This is a genomic window from Enterobacter hormaechei subsp. xiangfangensis, from assembly GCF_001729785.1.
Lineage (GTDB): Bacteria > Pseudomonadota > Gammaproteobacteria > Enterobacterales > Enterobacteriaceae > Enterobacter > Enterobacter hormaechei_C.
In genome coordinates, this window is sequence record NZ_CP017183.1 from 2,422,856 (window position 1) to 2,438,087 (window position 15,232).

Below are 15,232 nucleotides of genomic sequence, written 5' to 3' on the forward strand. Positions count from 1 at the left end.
AATGCTTATGGATTAATTAAAGACAATATATCGTATCTTCACAAATAATTATGGCGGACTTTGCCCGCCATAACCGATGCTCTGTTTAGTCTGCCGCCACGCGGATCACGACCTTGCCGAAGTTTTTCCCTTCCAGCAGCCCAATCAGCGCCTCTGGCGCCGCGTCCAGCCCTTCGGTGACCTGCTCGCGATAGTGAATTTTGCCTTCCTGCACCCAGCGTCCCATTTCCTGCTGGAACTCGTCGATACGATGACCATAGTCCTGAGCGATGATAAAGCCCTGCATGCGGATGCGTTTTTTGAGGATGGTCCCAATCAGCAGCGGCAAGCGATCCGGCCCCTCCGGCAGGTTGGTCGCGTTGTAGCCGCTGACCAGTCCGCAAACCGGCACGCGCGCGGAGGTATTCAGGAGCGGCAGCACGGCGTCAAAGACTTTACCGCCGACGTTTTCATAATACACGTCAATGCCCTGCGGGCAGGCTTTCGCCAGCTGTTCAGAAAAATCTTCCGCATGGTGATCCAGACAGGCGTCGAAACCGAGCACGTCGACCGCATGACGGCATTTCTCTTCCCCGCCAGCCACGCCGATGACCCGGCACCCTTTGATTTTACCGATCTGCCCCACCGTCGCGCCGACCGGCCCCGTAGCTGCCGCCACGACAAGCGTTTCCCCCGCCTGAGGCTGGCCGATATCGAGCAGCCCCATATACGCGGTGAAGCCCGGCATCCCGAGCACGCCGAGTGCCCATGAAGGATGCGACGGGTTTTCACCCAGCTTCACCAGCCCCTGCCCGTCGGACAGTTCATACTCCTGCCAGCCGCTGTAACCCAGCACCCATTCACCCTCTTTATAATCCGGATGGCGGGAGGTCTCGACGCGGCTTACCGTGCCGCCCACCATCACCGCACCAATCTCGACAGGAGGTGAATAGGATGGCGCATCGCTCATACGGCCCCGCATGTACGGATCAAGCGAGAGCCATACGGTGCGTAATAACACCTGTCCCTCTGCGGGCGTGGGGATCGGCTGCTCTTCTAGGCGGAAATTTTCGGCAACCGGCGCGCCGTGTGGACGGGAAGCCAGTACCCAGCGTCGGTTTTGCGTAGTTGATTGATTCATTCTTCGCTCCTTACTGCTGAAAATGTCATTCAAGTCTGGCACGTTATCCAGCGGATCGCCTTTGCATTATGAGCCGGACTGATTAAGCCGCACGACCAGATAGAGGCACGATTCATCCGTTTCGTTGATAAACCGGCAGTCGTTCGGCGGCCCGAGTTCCAGACAATCTCCGGCCTTCATTTCATGGCGGGTATCCCCCTCCAGAAAGACCAGTTCACCTGCCTGCAACCAAATCAGCTGTCGCGCCAGCGCGTAAGAGGAAGCGGGCATCGGCACATCGCTGCCTGCGGGTAGCTCCACCTGGACGAGGTCGATAGGCATATCGGTGCGCGGCGACACATGACGACGCAAATAGTGGGTTTGCGGATCGCGCCAGACGGGCTGGTTCGCCAGACGTAATAGTTTGCCCTCCTGCATTTCCGCGCGCGCAATGAGCGTAGACATGCTAATACCGAAGGCACCGGATAACCGCGCAAGCAGCGTCGCCGTTGGGCTACTGTCACCCCGTTCAATCTTATGGATCATGGCGCGTGAGATACCTGCCCGTTCGGCCAGTTCGCTTAATGACCAGCCACGCGACTCGCGTTCAAGGCGTATGCGGGCGCTAATGCGTTGATTCATATTGTCTGTCATTGTATTCATGACGTCATACTATAGTGTACGGATGGTTTTTCGGGGCAGTTTTGTGACAAAAAAACAGGGATTTTGTCGTAGCGATGGAATACATGAACTGTGTAATATTGTGAGAAAATCATACTACTATAGTGAACAACACAGCCAGAGGTTAACCATGATTGTTCGTCATGCCTGCAAAGAAGATTGTGCCGCTATCGGTGAAATTTATAACCATGCGGTGCTGCACACCGCCGCAATCTGGAACGATACAACTGTCGATACTGATAACCGTATTGCATGGTTTGAGGCGCGCACGCTGTTGGGTTATCCGGTGCTGGTCAGTGAAGAAGAAGGTGTAGTGACGGGATACGCCTCATTTGGCGACTGGCGAGCATTCGACGGTTTTCGCCATACGGTGGAGCACTCGGTTTACGTTCATCCCGATCATCAGGGCAAAGGCATTGGTCGACTGCTAATGACGGAATTAATTAAGGAAGCCCGCCAGATTGGTAAACATGTGATGGTTGCCGGTATTGAGGCGCAGAACCAGGCGTCGATTCATCTGCATGAAACCCTGGGCTTTATTACCACCGGAAATATGCCGCAGGTAGGAACCAAATTCGGTCGCTGGCTGGATTTAACCTTTATGCAACTCCAGCTCGATGAGCGCAGCGATCCGGATGCTCTGCCATGAATCAATCGTTGACGTTAGCATTTCTGGTGGCCGCCGGGATTGGGCTGGTGGTACAAAACACCCTTATGGTGCGCATTACGCAATCCTCTTCCACCATTCTTATCGCCATGCTGCTGAACTCGCTGGTGGGGATTGTGTTGTTTGTCAGCATGTTGCTGGTGAAAAATGGCATGGCGGGGTTTAACGAACTGGCGTCAACGGTGCGCTGGTGGACACTGATCCCCGGCCTGCTGGGGTCATTTTTTGTCTTTGCCAGTATTAGCGGATATCAGAATGTGGGCGCGGCAACGACCATTGCCGTACTGGTGGCAAGCCAGCTGATTGGCGGTCTGGTGATGGACATCCTCAAGAGCAACGGCGTTCCCCTGCGCGCGCTGGTTGGCCCGGTCTGCGGCGCAGTGATGCTGGTGGTTGGCGCCTGGCTGGTGGCACGGCGCCAGTTTTAACCCTTACAGGATAGTCCCACCCTGCGTGAGGTGGGCATGGCGTGCCTCCGCCTCTTCTTTATGTTGCTTGCCATGATGCGCAATCGCGGTACGCAGGCGCTGCTGCTGGGTATAACGATCTTCACGGCTGAGCTCTGCATCGTCGCTTAATTCGATCAGCAGTTCGTTCATGTGGGTAATCACGCTCTCTTCGATGGTGGCATCGACGCGGGCGATAACTTTGTTTAAATGTGACATTGTCACTCCTTATCACGTGCCGGGTGCTAACTGTAGGCCGGGTAAGGCATAGCCGCCCCCCGGCAAGAATACGATCAGTTCAGCTTCGCTTTCGAGAAGTCACTGCCCATCAGACTCACGCTGTACCCGGTCACGTTGCTGCGGGTCGCGTAGAACGTTTTGCCGTTAGCTAACGCAATCCACGGTGCCTGCTGATAGAAAATCTCCTGTGCCTGTCCATACAGCTTCGCACGTTCGTCCGGGTTGCTGGTCAGTTTGGCCTTTTGCACCAGCTCATCATACCCCTTATCACACCAGCGCGCGGCGTTAGATCCGGTTTTGATGCTGTTACAACCCAGCAGCACATCGGCGAAGTTGTCCGGATCGCCATTATCAGACATCCAGCCGAACAGCGCGGAATCATGCTCGCCTTTACGCATGCCGGAGAGGTACTCACCCCACTCGTAAGAGACGATTTTCGCCTTCACACCCACTTTCGCCCAGTCAGCCTGGATCATCTCCGCAATGCGTCGTGAGTTCGGGTTGTACGGACGCTGAACCGGCATGGACCAGAGGGTCACTTCCGCGCCCTTTTCCAGACCCGCCTGCTTCAGCAGCGCTTTCGCTTTTTCCGGATCGTAGCCGTAATCCTTCAGGTCTTTATTAAAGCCGAGCATGTTCGGCGGGATCGGCGATTTAGCGACCGTACCAGACCCCATAAAGACCGCGTTCACAATGGCCTTTTTGTCCGTCGCGTAATTCAGAGCCTGGCGCACCAGCACGTTATCAAACGGTTTTTTCTCCGTGTTGAACGCCAGGTACCCCACGTTCAGCGCATCCACCGAGTGCAGGGTCAGGTCTTTGTTTTTCTTGATCGCTTCAAACTGCACCGGCGACGGCGCAGGAATGATCTGACACTCGTTCGTTTGCAGCTTCGCCAGACGCGTCTCAACGTTTGGCGTGATGGAGAAGATCAGGTGTTTGGTCGGCACCTCACCGTCCCAGTAGTTCGGATTGGCGACGTAGCGGATCAGCGAATCCACCTTGTACTGCTGAAGCACATACGGGCCGGTGCCGATTGGCCAGGTGTCCACATTTTCAGGTGTCCCCTTTTTCAGCATCGCGTCCGCGTACTCGGCAGAGAGGATCGAGGCGAAGTCCATTCCCCAGTCGGCCAGGAACGCCGCGTTGGGTTCGCTCAGCGTGAACTGGACGTGATAATCGTCGATCTTTTTCACATCCTGAATGAGCTTGTCGAGGCCCACGTCATTAAAGTATTCGTAATTACCCTGGGAAACATTGTGATAGGGATGCTTAGGGTCTTTCTGACGCATAACGGAGAAAATAACGTCATCAGCGTTAAAATCACGGGTAGGTTTGAAGTATTTATTGCTGTTGAATTTTACCCCTTTACGCAAGGTAAACGTGTATGTTTTGCCGTCTGGCGAAATGGTCCACGACTCGGCCAGAGAAGGCACCGGCGTGTTTTTTACCGGGTCGAAGTTAATCAGACGGTTATACAGCGTTTGCGAGCTGGCGACAAACGAAGGTCCAGAGCTGGCGATCTGCGGGTTAAACGACTCCGGCGACGCCTCGGAGCAGTAGATAATGGTGTCTTTATTTGCCGCCCATGCGGCGCTTGCCGGTAGCAGCGCGCTCAGCGCGAGGGCGAGCACGGTTTTCCCTGTAGACATGGTTATTACCCTTTCGGTTTTATTATAGTGAACAGTAATAACAGCACAGACGTATTGGCCTGACAAATAACGAATCACTATCAGGTTATTCTAAAGCCGTACATTTCGCTGGTTTTAGCATCACCCCGCAGAAACCGATTTGCCTTAAGGTTCATTATTCGTCAAGCACAACCATCACGATCAATGCCGCAAGAAATCGTCCCTTTTATCGTCTCCTCCGCCGTTTGCTTGCTTAGCTGTTTCGTTAAAGTAATGGCGTGAAGAAGTCTACAGGACCAAATCGTGGCAAAAACACTTTTACGCAGCGGTAATCTGGATGATTTTCAGGCCGTTGGTGGCGGCGGACAGGCCGTTTTTGAATCAGCGCTGCAAATCCGCGAAGCGCTTCGGTTGCGCAAACAACAGGCTATCGTCGATTGTCTGGCCATCCCCCAGGTCTACGACGGCGGCGATCGCGTTGACTGGTACTCCCCGGTTGAGGGAACCGTCTCCAGCTGGAAGGCGGCGGATGAAGATGATCGTTATCGCGCCCTACGCTATCTGGAAAACACGCTCGCCAGCGTGGAGTCTCTGAGTAAAAAATGCCTTCAGTCACCGAAAACGGCGCAGCAACTGTTTGGCTCTCTGCTCTCAAAAGCCTTTCAGTTTCCCGGTGAAAACTTTGTTTTCCTGGTGGATGGCAAACCGGTGATCTGCTTCTGGGGTTTCGTCAATCTTAACGAGAACGCGCGCGACGACGTGCTGGACTGCCTGCGCGAATCGTTGGTCCCTGAACCTGAGCCAGTGGTGATTAACGAGCCTGAACCTGAACAGGAGCAAGAACCGGCCCCGGTAGTGACCTTTGAGCAGGCCGACGCGCCGCTTATCACGCCTGTGGCTACCGTCCGTATCACCGAAGATGAACTGTATACGCCAGAGCCGGTGCGCATGAACGCCGCGCCGCCAGAGCCCGCACCGGCGGCCATGCAGAAAAAACGTCGCTCCCCCCTGTGGTTGCTGCCGGTTGCCGCCGTCATTATTGCGGCCATTGCCACCCCGCTGCTTTGGCCAAAACAGGCCCCGACCGCAGCGCCTGTTGCCACACCAGCGCCAGTGCCTGTCGCCATTGCTCCGGCCCCCGTAAAGACGGTCGAGCCGCTTGAGCTGAAACTCCCGCTGCACCAGGCCGAAGTGGTAGAGCCGAAGGTGAAAACGCCTGCACCGGCAGCCGAACCAGTGGTCATTACCGCGATACCGAAAGATGCGATGGTGATGGAGGCAAACCAGGTCAAAGCGGGGTTAACGCGCTTCTTGAATGGCACCTGGCGCGCGTTTCTCGATGTGCAGGATCCGCTCACCGGCAAACCGCCGTCGCTGCGCTACCAGATCCAGAACAATAAAGGTTTCGCCCGGGTTGTGCATGGCGACAACATTGTCTGCCGGGTAGACGTCTTTTCCGGATTACACAGCAACGGCGAGCTGTTGATCAAAACGCGCGGAAACGCTCGTTGCACCGACGGTTCACGCTATCCGATGCCGGAAGTGACCTGTAAGGCAGGTGCCAGCGACGTGGCGGAATGCACCGCACGTTACGATGCCAACACCATCGTTCCTCTGACGTTCAAGAAAGCAGGTGTCTGATCCTATGCTGGTTAATCTTTGCGACTATAAACAGAGCGTGACGCTGATTGCTAACAGCGGCGTGCAGTTTCTCGATTTTGGCTTGACTCCGCAGGACACTGCCAGCAACGGGCGTTTCGTGCGTAAAACGGCAAATGGCCCGCTGTTGCGCCTGGATTTTGATCTGGTTAACGGCCGGTACACGCTGCCTGCCACCGATGGCGGGCAGCCGGAAGTGGTCAAGCCTGAAAGCACCATTCCACTGCATAACTCCCTGAACGTGCTGGACGGCGTCTGGCTGCCGCTCCCTTTCCTGCGCTTTAACCCGCCGCGGACGTTTGTTGATGGCCCGGATAACTGGGCGCGCGTCCAGGTACGAAAGCTTTCCACGCCCGACGCGGCTGGCAATACGCACCGGGTCACCGTCGCGCTCGACAGCCAGATTGCAGAGCATGCGACGTCTGCGCTGTCGCCGGTTGAAAACGATATCCTTAACGGCACGCGTTTCGCGCTCGCCTGGCGCGACAGTGAGGTTGAGAGTTTCCTTGACCAGACCTGGATTGACGGCTGGCTGCGCGAAGCCTTTACGCAGTTTGCCGACGGGGTTGAAAAACGCTCCGAGCGGGAGCTGCATCAGGCCATGCGCAGCTTTGAATATCAGGCACACTGGCTCAACCTGCTCTCCATGCTCGGGGAACAACTCACCGTGCCGGAAGTGAAGTTTGTCACCCATACCCTGAGCACCCCTGCTATTCCTGTCGATCTGATCCTTGACGTAGGCAACACCCACACCTGCGGCGTGATTATTGAAGATCATGGTGATGCCAACGACGGCCTGCGCCAGACGGCTGAACTTCAGGTACGATCTCTGAGTGAGCCACAGTTCCTGAATGAGCCGCTGTTTACCAGCCGTCTTGAATTTTCCGAAGCGCGTTTTGGCAAGCAGCACTTCTCTGTGGAAAGCGGCCGGGAGGATGCATTCGTCTGGCCGTCCATTGTCCGCGTGGGTGATGAAGCGCGTAAGCTGGCAATGCAGCGTCTGGGCACGGAAGGCAACAGTGGAATTTCCAGCCCGCGTCGCTATCTGTGGGACGAGACGCCGGTGGTGCAGGACTGGCGCTTTAGCCAGATGAACAGCAAAACCCAGCGCGAACCGCTGGCAACTGCGTTTCCGCTGATGAACCTGATGAACGACGACGGGGAACCACTCTTTACGCTGCCGCAGGATGAGCGTCTGCCGGTGTTCTCTCCGCAGTACAGCCGCAGCACCCTGATGACGCACATGCTCTGCGAGCTGCTGGCTCAGGCGCTTGGCCAGATTAACAGCGTGGCCACCCGCTTGCGGCTCGGCTTCCCGGCCTCTCCCCGCCAGCTGCGGACGCTGATCCTCACCCTGCCTTCGGCAATGCCGAAACAGGAGCGCGAGATTTTCCGTCGCCGCATGTTCGAAGCCATCGCCATCGTCTGGAAAGCGATGGGCTGGCACCCGCAGGATGAAGATTTTGCCAGCCGCAAGCAGCAGGAAAAAAGCGTGGTGCCGGTCCCTGAGATCCAGATGGAGTGGGACGAGGCCAGCTGCGGCCAGCTGGTGTGGCTGTATAACGAAGCCATTTCCCATTTCGGTGGTCAGACCGAGGCCTTTTTCGCCTCCCTCGCCCGTCCGGATCGCGCGCCTGAGCCTGGCGTCCAGCCGGGGCGTGCGCTGCGCGTGGCCTCGATTGATATCGGCGGCGGCACGACGGATATGGCTATCACGCACTATCAGTTAGATGATGGTTCCGGAAATAACGTCAAAATCACCCCGCAGCTGCTGTTCCGCGAAGGGTTCAAGGTCGCTGGCGATGATACGCTGCTGGACGTGATCCAGCGCTACGTTCTGCCCGCGCTGCAAACCCAGCTTCAGAAATCCGGCATAGCCGATGCCTCCCAACTGATGGCATCCCTGTTCGGTGATTCCGGGCGGATCGATACCCAGGCGGTCCTGCGCCAGCAGACGGCGCTTCAGCTTTTTATGCCGATAGGTCACGCGATCCTGGCGGCGTGGGAATCGAGCGATGTTGACGATCCGCTGGCCGGGCTGCATGCCACCTTTGGCGACCTGCTTACGCAAAAACCGACGCGCAACGTGATGAATTATCTCCAGCAGGCGATTGACCATGCGTTGCCTGCCGGCTCAGAACACTTCGATCTGTTCAGCGTACCGCTGCACGTCAGCTTTCGGGAGATGCGGGACGCCATGCTGGCGGGTCAGTTCACGCTTGCCGCCCCGCTTCATGCGGTATGTGAGGCGATCTCTCACTACAGCTGCGATATCCTGCTGATCACGGGACGGCCGGGCTGTCTGCCGGGCGTTCAGGCCCTGATTCGCCACCTGCAACCGGTGCCCGTCAACCGCATCGTCTGGCTGGATAAATATCAGGTTCATGAATGGTATCCGTTCAGCCAGCAGGGACGGATCGGCAACCCGAAATCCACCGCTGCGGTGGGAGCGATGCTCTGTAGCCTGGCGCTGGATCTTCGTCTGCCGCGCTTTAACTTTAAAGCAGCGGATATCGGCGCGTACTCTACGGTGCGCTATCTGGGCGTGCTGGATAACACGATCAATACCCTGCGGGACGAGAACGTCTGGTATCACGATATCGACCTCGATAAACCCGGCGCGAAACTGGACGCCCGTCTGCACTTCCCGCTGCGCGGCAACGTTACGCTCGGCTTCCGGCAGCTGGCCAATGCCCGCTGGCCCGCGACACCGCTCTATACCCTGAGCATCAATTCTGCCGAGCTGGCGAAAGCCATTGCGGGCGACGGCGTACTGAACGTGCGCCTGAAGCTGCGTGGCGGCACTAAACAGGAAGGTCCGGAATCTTTCGAGCTGAGTGATGCCTGGCTACAGGACGGCACGCCAGTGCCGCCGGATGCCCTGACCTTTAAACTGAATACTCTGGCCGATCGCCGACACAGCGGCAGCCACTACTGGATCGACAGCGGGAGCGTATACCTCAAATGACTGCGACGACTGCCACCACTCAGGCCTTAATCGGGTGGATCAACGAGACGCGACAGCACGCCCCGATGCTGGATAACGAAGCCGACGCCCTGCTTGCCCGCCTTAACGGAGTAAGCGCGCGTGAAGAGGCGCTCGATCGCGCCCTTGTCAGCCAGGGCAGTATCGGCCTATATGGCCACTCGCAGGCCGCGAAAGCGCACCTGCTGGCTGCCCTGTGCGACAGCGGGGACGAACGGCTGAACGTTACGCCGGGTCAACGCACGTTTGATTACTTCTCGCATATTAACCCCGGGCATGCACCGACCAACATGGCCGTGCGTTTCAGCAGAGCGTCCCGCGAGGTCGCAGACGACGCGTTTCCCCTGCGCCTGCGCCTGGTAACGGAGGCCGAGCTGGTGCAGCTGTTTATCGCGCGCACCACGCTGGATCCGCAGATCCGCGCGGTGGATAAATCGGTGATTGAAGCCCGGCTTGAGAAGTGGCGAGCGCTGCGACAACCGCAGAGCGTGCCGGGAATGACGGCGCGGGAAGTCGCGACCATTGCCCGGTTCTGGCAAAGCGTAGTACCCGGCGCTAAGCAGCATATTGATGATGCCCTGTGGCACCAGTTTGCTCTGCTGGTTCCGTCGCTTGATCTCAGCACCCGCGCCAGCGTCTGGTCTCTGCTGTGGGGTGAGCAGCAGGAGTTAACCCAGCAGTGGCTTAAATTCGCCCAGGTGCTGCATCAAACCAGCCATGCCAGCGCACTTGCGGCGCCGTTGAGTCTGCTGGTGGACAGCTTTGGTCTACCCTGCGAAGGCTTTCTTACTCACGGGGCGTTTACCGTGCCGGAAGCACAGGAAACACTGCTTCATCCGGTAAAAAACGGCGAGCTGCTTAACGCCATTAGCCTGCCCGTTGATGTACTGGCATCTCTGACCCGCGAAGTGGTGCTGCCCGTTGAGAACTGCGTGCTGGATAACGTTGACGTCATTGATATTCCGGCCATTCCTGAGGAAAACACGCCGCTGATGATGCAGGCAAAATGCCTGTGGTTGCTGGAGCATTATCGTCAGCACATTCAGCCGGATGTCCTGGTTATCTGCAATGCAACGGCGCACCACCAGCAGACCGCGAAAACGGCAAGGCTCCTGCAAAACTGGGTCAAAGAGACGCAGCCGGTTGAAGAATCCGCGTTGCCGGGGCTGGTCTGGGCCATTACCCCTCATGATGCGCGGTTTACCACAAAGCAGAATCTGGACGAAGCGGTGCAGCAATTGCTGGGCCAGCCGGGTCTGCGCTGGGGCACGCTTCAGGCGCTCGATAGCCACAGCATGCAGCGAGTGATTGAGTGGCTGTCGCAGGCTACCCTGCCGGCACAGCGCCAGAAGCGTCTCCGCGCGCTGAAAAGGCTGTTACAAGAGTCGCTGTCAACGCTGATGCGCCCATATGTCGCGCCTCTCACTCAGGAGCCAGGCGCAGGGCGGGCAATGGCCGAAAAAATGGTCCGAACGCTGCAAGGCAGTGCCGCTCGTCATGGTGAACTGCTTGAGGGGCTTCTGCCGCCGTTAAACGCGTTTGAGACGCTGCTGACCGTCCACCAGCCTCGTGAGGAACAGGTCAACGGCCTGTTTAACGATGTTATCGATCTGTTTGCGGAAGAGACGCAGGAAAATCCAGGCGCGTTGCAGACCAAAGACAAAGCGCGGCTGGCCCATAACGTGTGGGTTAACCATCTTCGTCAGTGGAGTCGCAACGACGCGGCGGCTGCCCGTCTGGGCCTGGACGCAGAGGTATTACAGCAGATTGCGGATGTGCTGATCGTTACCAGCTATCGGCTGGATCTGCCGCTGCAACTGCAACGCATTGCAGAAAAAGATAAAAGCAGCGCCGCGCAGCTGCATGCCGCGACAGGCAATTTCATTAGCTGGCTTGGCTATGAACTGACACCCGTCTCTGAACGGCCTGCAAGCCGGATCCGCAAAGGTGAGCCAATTTTTGTGACGCCCGTTGTGAGCAGCGCTTCACCCCGTCTTACCCGACTTGGCGAGCAGCCTGTCCATGCGGCGACAGCCTATGTTTATGACTGGTTGGTTGCGCTCTACACCCGCGCGATTGAGAACGTGGATTATCAGTGTCCGTATGACGTTCAGCCTGCGGCACGGAAAGCCTTGTCTGCCTTGCTGTCTTAATCATTCCAGCCCGCAACAATGCGGGCTGCCCATTCATGAGCCGTTTATGAAGCCAGACAAAGCCTGAGCCAACGCTGACGGGTTTTCCCAGGACATTGAATGGCCCGCATCAGGGATAATTTTTACAGCAACGCCGTTTTGTTGCAGACGATTAAAATCGTCATCAGGCAGGGATCGCTCACCAAAAACTAACATTACCGGGCAGCGCAATGACAAGAACAGGTGTTCCCAGTCAGGTTTAACGCCCTCGACCAGGCTTGTTGCGCCGCGCCAGACGGCCCAGGGGGCATTACTTTGAAGGCTTCCAGCCCACGGCGACGTTTCCGCCCGCAGCATGTCATCATAGCCCTGAGCCAGAAAATGTTGTTCCGTTTGGGCCGCAATTGCCCGGCTGAACATCCCGCCACCCGCATGAAAATTGGGTTCAGACACTATCAGGCCCTTAACGCGCGACGTTAACAGCGTTGCCGTTTCGATCGCGATACTCCCCCCCATGCTATGACCATAGAGCCATAGACTATCCAGGCCGAGATGGTTTAACAGTTCAACCACCACCTGCGCCTGTTCGCTCGTGCGATAACGGTAGATGTCAGGTTTGTCACTGTAACCGCTACCGGGAAGATCGATCAGAATGGCTCTGCGCCCCCCGAAACGGGTATCACAGACAATACGAGGATATTCATACGACGATGCACAGCCCAACCCGTGGATAAACACAACCGGGTCACCGAAACCGGGAAGATCCTGCCAGCGCACAGTGCAGCCTGCTTGCTGCGAATAGAAACTGTTCATAAGCACTCCATGTATGACAAACTGTATATTTATACAGCCTCAATGTATGGAATGCTATGTCTGGATGCTGATTCTGGAAGCGTGCTTCAGAAAAGAGAGATCAACAGGGCAACAGGAAAGCTCATCGGCCAGGTAGATCCCACCAGGAGTGCGCTCAACAGGCGAATACGTTTACGATCTTTAGACAGGAACCAGGTGATTAATGCGCAGATGGAGGCCATGATTGCGTAGAACACCAACATCTTTTGATACAACGTCATTCTGTTTACCTGAGCCGAAAAATAACCGCACGCAATATGCGTCATATGTTGACACAGATCAAGTTTTTTCGTTACATCATAACCACTTAAATACTATGGATAATAACAACTGAGTACCTTGTGTAACAACGCCGGGTAAAGCAAAACGGTTATTATTGATAACATGCAAATTAAATGCACTTTTTGATAAATCCATCCCCTCAGAAAGCAGTTTAATAACAGCAGGCTTTTAAGGGAGGAAACATGCTACGCATTCCGCAGAGTTGCATTCACACCCGTTCCACGCCTTTCTGGAACAAAGAAACGGCCCCCGCCGGCATTTTTAAACGTCACCTTGATACGGGCACGCGTCCGGGCGTTTACCCTCGCCTGTCGGTGATGCGTGGCGCAGTGCGTTATCTGGGCTATGCTGATGAATTTACCTCTGAGCCTGACAGCGAGCTCGTCATTGAAGCGGGTCGTTTCGGCGTTTTCCCGCCAGAGAGATGGCACCACATTGAGGTGATGACCGACGACACCCTGTTCAATATTGAATTCTTTGTTGAACCTGAGGTGCTTAAGTCCCTTTAAGCACCCGCCAACATGAAGGAAACTATGATGTTACGTATTCCTGAAAACTTTGTTCATACCCGCTCGACGCCGTTCTGGAATAAAGAGACCGCCCCAAAAGCGCTTTTTACCCATCACAACACCAAAGCCGGCGTGTACGGTCGGTTGTCCGTCATGCAGGGTGCGGTGCGTTACTTTGGCTTTGCCGATGGCGACGCCACCGAGCCCGATCTGGAAGTGGTCATTGAGGCCGGTTCTTTTGGCATCTCCCCACCGCAAAAATGGCACCGCATTGAGCTTCTGACCGACGACACCTATTTTAATATCGACTTTTTCGCGGATCCTGCCGTCACGCTCAGCGGTGCGGGCATCGGTAAAGTGGTCAACACGCATAAGGAGTAAATAATGGGTAAGGCTACCTATACCGTGACCGTCACCAACAACAGCAACGGCGTGTCAGTGGATTATGAAACAGAAGCGCCAATGGAGCTGTTGATCCCGGACGTCGCGGCAGATGTCGTGAAGGATCTGGTGAACACCGTTCGCGCCTACGATACGGAAAATGAACACGAGGTATGTGGCTGGTAAGCTGAATCGCCCGGCACTGCGCCGGGCATGAGGGTTTAGTGTTTAAACATGACATGTCGGACTACCGTGTAATCCTCAAGTCCGTAGACCGACATATCTTTTCCGTAACCGGATAACTTCATCCCGCCGTGCGGCATTTCGCTCACCAGCATAAAATGGGTATTGACCCAGGTGCAGCCATACTGCAACCGTGCGCTGAGGCGATGGGCGCGTCCGACGTCTTTTGTCCAGACGGACGAGGCCAGGCCGTATTGCGAATCGTTAGCCCAGTTCAGCACCTGCGCTTCATCCTCAAATTCTGTCACGCTGACCACCGGGCCAAACACTTCTCGCTGGACGATCGCATCTTCCTGCTTCGCCCCGGCCAGCAGCGTTGGCTGGAAGTAATATCCTGCCCCCTCTTTTTTACTGCCACCGGTGACGACGCGGATATGTCCAAGGGTTTTGGCTTCGTCCACAGCAGCACAAACGCGGGAAAGATGCGCTGCGGAGCTGAGCGGGCCCAGCTCGGTTGAAGCATCGTCCGGCGCGCCCATTTTCAGGCTGGCAACGGCTGCGCCCAGCTTTTCGACCAGCGCGGGGTAAATCCCCTTCTGGGCATAGATACGACAGGCTGCGGTACAATCCTGACCAGCATTGTAGAAACCAAACGTACGCACGCCTTCAACCACGGCATCCAAATCTGCATCGTCAAAGACAATGACCGGCGCTTTTCCGCCCAATTCCATATGGGTACGTTTAACTGAAGATGCGGTATGCCCGATAATATGTTCTCCGGTAGCAATAGAGCCGGTGAGAGAAACCATACGGACTTTTTCGTGACCGGTCAGCGGATCTCCTACGGTTTTGCCGCGACCAAACAGCACGTTCAACACGCCTGGCGGGAAGATATCTTTCGCCAGTTCCGCCAGCTTCAGCGCCGTCAACGGGGTGATTTCAGACGGCTTGATGACGACACAGTTTCCCGCCGCCAGCGCGGGCGCCAGCTTCCATGCGGCCATCATCAGAGGATAGTTCCAGGGCGCAATAGAGGCGACAACGCCAACCGGGTCGCGGCGGATCATCGAAGTATGTCCTTCGAGGTATTCTCCGGCAGCCAGCCCGTTCAGGCAGCGGGCGGCCCCGGCAAAGAAGCGAAACACATCGACCACGGCCGGGATCTCGTCCCCCCGGACACAGTGCAGCGGTTTCCCGCAGTTAAGGGATTCCAGATTTGCGAACGCGTCAGCGTTGGCTTCTATCACATCAGCCAGTTTCAACAGACATTCGGCGCGCGTTTTCGGCGTCGTTTGTCCCCACTCTGTGAACGCGCGATCGGCAGCCTGGACGGCAGCGTCCACCTGTGCTTCCGACGCTTCAGCAATCTCCAGCAGCACTTCACCCGTGGCAGGATCATAAACCGCCTGCTTCTCACCTTCGCCGGCCACCAGTTCACCATTAATCAGCAATTGATTTTGCATAGCATCGTCCTGTTGAAATCG

Annotated in this window: 15 protein-coding genes; 8 read left to right on the forward strand and 7 right to left on the reverse strand. The window is 56.4% G+C overall.

Annotation, left to right across the window (positions count from 1 at the left end; genetic code table 11):
• Positions 1-85 precede the first annotated feature (85 nt).
• Together BFV63_RS11605 and BFV63_RS11610 are read right to left on the reverse strand one after the other, a co-directional pair.
• A complete protein-coding gene (locus tag BFV63_RS11605) occupies positions 86-1,120 on the reverse strand; it encodes an NADPH-dependent curcumin/dihydrocurcumin reductase (protein WP_048240721.1) in 1,035 nt (344 codons plus the stop codon).
• A gap of 66 nt (positions 1,121-1,186) precedes the next feature.
• Entirely contained in the window at positions 1,187-1,762 is a 576-nt protein-coding gene (locus tag BFV63_RS11610) for a helix-turn-helix domain-containing protein (RefSeq protein ID WP_003856978.1), read from the reverse strand.
• A 148-nt stretch (positions 1,763-1,910) separates the two neighbouring features.
• On the opposite strand from BFV63_RS11610, the gene BFV63_RS11615 reads away from it, so the two are divergent.
• Complete coding sequence (locus BFV63_RS11615; protein ID WP_003856975.1) at positions 1,911-2,429, forward strand: GNAT family N-acetyltransferase; 519 nt, start codon at positions 1,911-1,913, stop codon at positions 2,427-2,429.
• On the forward strand, positions 2,426-2,875 hold the full coding sequence (locus BFV63_RS11620; RefSeq protein ID WP_003856973.1) for a DMT family transporter: 450 nt from the start codon (positions 2,426-2,428) through the stop codon (positions 2,873-2,875). The genes BFV63_RS11615 and BFV63_RS11620 overlap by 4 nt, the downstream gene beginning before the upstream one ends.
• 3 nt (positions 2,876-2,878) lie before the next feature.
• On the opposite strand, the gene BFV63_RS11625 is transcribed toward BFV63_RS11620, so the two are convergent.
• Positions 2,879-3,112: a YdcY family protein gene (locus BFV63_RS11625; protein WP_003856971.1), complete on the reverse strand. Its 234-nt coding sequence runs from the start codon at positions 3,110-3,112 to the stop codon at positions 2,879-2,881.
• Between the two features lie 74 nt (positions 3,113-3,186).
• Positions 3,187-4,785 carry an ABC transporter substrate-binding protein gene (locus BFV63_RS11630; protein WP_003856968.1) on the reverse strand — a complete coding sequence of 533 codons (1,599 nt, stop codon included), beginning with the start codon at positions 4,783-4,785 and terminating at the stop codon, positions 3,187-3,189.
• Between the two features lie 282 nt (positions 4,786-5,067).
• On the opposite strand from BFV63_RS11630, the gene BFV63_RS11635 reads away from it, so the two are divergent.
• The 3 genes from BFV63_RS11635 to BFV63_RS11645 are packed head-to-tail and all read left to right on the forward strand — an operon-like array spanning position 5,068 to position 11,562.
• Positions 5,068-6,405, forward strand: a complete 1,338-nt coding sequence (locus tag BFV63_RS11635) for an SrfA family protein (RefSeq protein WP_022651246.1) — start codon at positions 5,068-5,070, stop codon at positions 6,403-6,405.
• A gap of 4 nt (positions 6,406-6,409) precedes the next feature.
• Positions 6,410-9,391, forward strand: a complete 2,982-nt coding sequence (locus BFV63_RS11640; protein ID WP_048240719.1) for a virulence factor SrfB — start codon at positions 6,410-6,412, stop codon at positions 9,389-9,391.
• Positions 9,388-11,562, forward strand: coding sequence for a virulence factor SrfC family protein (locus tag BFV63_RS11645; protein WP_047055470.1), 2,175 nt, complete (start codon positions 9,388-9,390; stop codon positions 11,560-11,562). The genes BFV63_RS11640 and BFV63_RS11645 overlap by 4 nt, the downstream gene beginning before the upstream one ends.
• 33 nt (positions 11,563-11,595) lie before the next feature.
• On the opposite strand, the gene BFV63_RS11650 is transcribed toward BFV63_RS11645, so the two are convergent.
• Both BFV63_RS11650 and BFV63_RS11655 read right to left on the reverse strand, forming a co-directional pair.
• Positions 11,596-12,354 carry an alpha/beta fold hydrolase gene (locus BFV63_RS11650; RefSeq protein ID WP_032658563.1) on the reverse strand — a complete coding sequence of 253 codons (759 nt, stop codon included), beginning with the start codon at positions 12,352-12,354 and terminating at the stop codon, positions 11,596-11,598.
• Between the two features lie 86 nt (positions 12,355-12,440).
• Complete coding sequence (locus BFV63_RS11655; protein ID WP_045350036.1) at positions 12,441-12,614, reverse strand: GhoT/OrtT family toxin; 174 nt, start codon at positions 12,612-12,614, stop codon at positions 12,441-12,443.
• Positions 12,615-12,857: 243 nt separating this feature from the next.
• Here BFV63_RS11655 and BFV63_RS11660 point away from each other — a divergent pair, with 243 nt between their 5' ends.
• Genes BFV63_RS11660 through BFV63_RS11670 form a run of 3 tightly spaced genes read left to right on the forward strand, consistent with a single transcriptional unit; the run spans position 12,858 to position 13,751 of the window.
• Positions 12,858-13,184, forward strand: coding sequence for a TehB family protein (locus tag BFV63_RS11660; protein ID WP_023303799.1), 327 nt, complete (start codon positions 12,858-12,860; stop codon positions 13,182-13,184).
• Positions 13,185-13,211: 27 nt separating this feature from the next.
• The gene (locus BFV63_RS11665; protein ID WP_003856958.1) at positions 13,212-13,565 is read left to right on the forward strand and encodes a TehB family protein; all 354 of its coding nucleotides are present in this window, start codon (positions 13,212-13,214) and stop codon (positions 13,563-13,565) included.
• Positions 13,566-13,568: 3 nt separating this feature from the next.
• Positions 13,569-13,751 (forward strand): DUF1869 domain-containing protein, encoded by a 183-nt coding sequence (locus tag BFV63_RS11670; protein WP_003856955.1) that lies wholly within the window; start codon positions 13,569-13,571, stop codon positions 13,749-13,751.
• 35 nt (positions 13,752-13,786) lie between these two features.
• On the opposite strand, the gene patD is transcribed toward BFV63_RS11670, so the two are convergent.
• Positions 13,787-15,211: an aminobutyraldehyde dehydrogenase gene (gene patD, locus BFV63_RS11675; protein ID WP_045333085.1), complete on the reverse strand. Its 1,425-nt coding sequence runs from the start codon at positions 15,209-15,211 to the stop codon at positions 13,787-13,789.
• Between the last annotated feature and the right edge of the window lie 21 nt (positions 15,212-15,232).

Excerpts from the sequence above, each read along its gene's own strand:
- BFV63_RS11610 (WP_003856978.1), bottom strand. The coding sequence starts at position 1,762 with ATGAATACAATGACAGACAATATGAATCAACGCATTAGCGCCCGCATA.
- BFV63_RS11660 (WP_023303799.1), top strand. The coding sequence starts at position 12,858 with ATGCTACGCATTCCGCAGAGTTGCATTCACACCCGTTCCACGCCTTTC.
- BFV63_RS11670 (WP_003856955.1), top strand. The coding sequence starts at position 13,569 with ATGGGTAAGGCTACCTATACCGTGACCGTCACCAACAACAGCAACGGC.
- BFV63_RS11650 (WP_032658563.1), bottom strand. The coding sequence starts at position 12,354 with ATGAACAGTTTCTATTCGCAGCAAGCAGGCTGCACTGTGCGCTGGCAG.
- BFV63_RS11645 (WP_047055470.1), top strand. The coding sequence starts at position 9,388 with ATGACTGCGACGACTGCCACCACTCAGGCCTTAATCGGGTGGATCAAC.
- BFV63_RS11655 (WP_045350036.1), bottom strand. The coding sequence starts at position 12,614 with ATGACGTTGTATCAAAAGATGTTGGTGTTCTACGCAATCATGGCCTCC.
- BFV63_RS11665 (WP_003856958.1), top strand. The coding sequence starts at position 13,212 with ATGTTACGTATTCCTGAAAACTTTGTTCATACCCGCTCGACGCCGTTC.
- BFV63_RS11605 (WP_048240721.1), bottom strand. The coding sequence starts at position 1,120 with ATGAATCAATCAACTACGCAAAACCGACGCTGGGTACTGGCTTCCCGT.
- BFV63_RS11620 (WP_003856973.1), top strand. The coding sequence starts at position 2,426 with ATGAATCAATCGTTGACGTTAGCATTTCTGGTGGCCGCCGGGATTGGG.
- BFV63_RS11630 (WP_003856968.1), bottom strand. The coding sequence starts at position 4,785 with ATGTCTACAGGGAAAACCGTGCTCGCCCTCGCGCTGAGCGCGCTGCTA.
- BFV63_RS11640 (WP_048240719.1), top strand. The coding sequence starts at position 6,410 with ATGCTGGTTAATCTTTGCGACTATAAACAGAGCGTGACGCTGATTGCT.
- patD (WP_045333085.1), bottom strand. The coding sequence starts at position 15,211 with ATGCAAAATCAATTGCTGATTAATGGTGAACTGGTGGCCGGCGAAGGT.
- BFV63_RS11615 (WP_003856975.1), top strand. The coding sequence starts at position 1,911 with ATGATTGTTCGTCATGCCTGCAAAGAAGATTGTGCCGCTATCGGTGAA.
- BFV63_RS11625 (WP_003856971.1), bottom strand. The coding sequence starts at position 3,112 with ATGTCACATTTAAACAAAGTTATCGCCCGCGTCGATGCCACCATCGAA.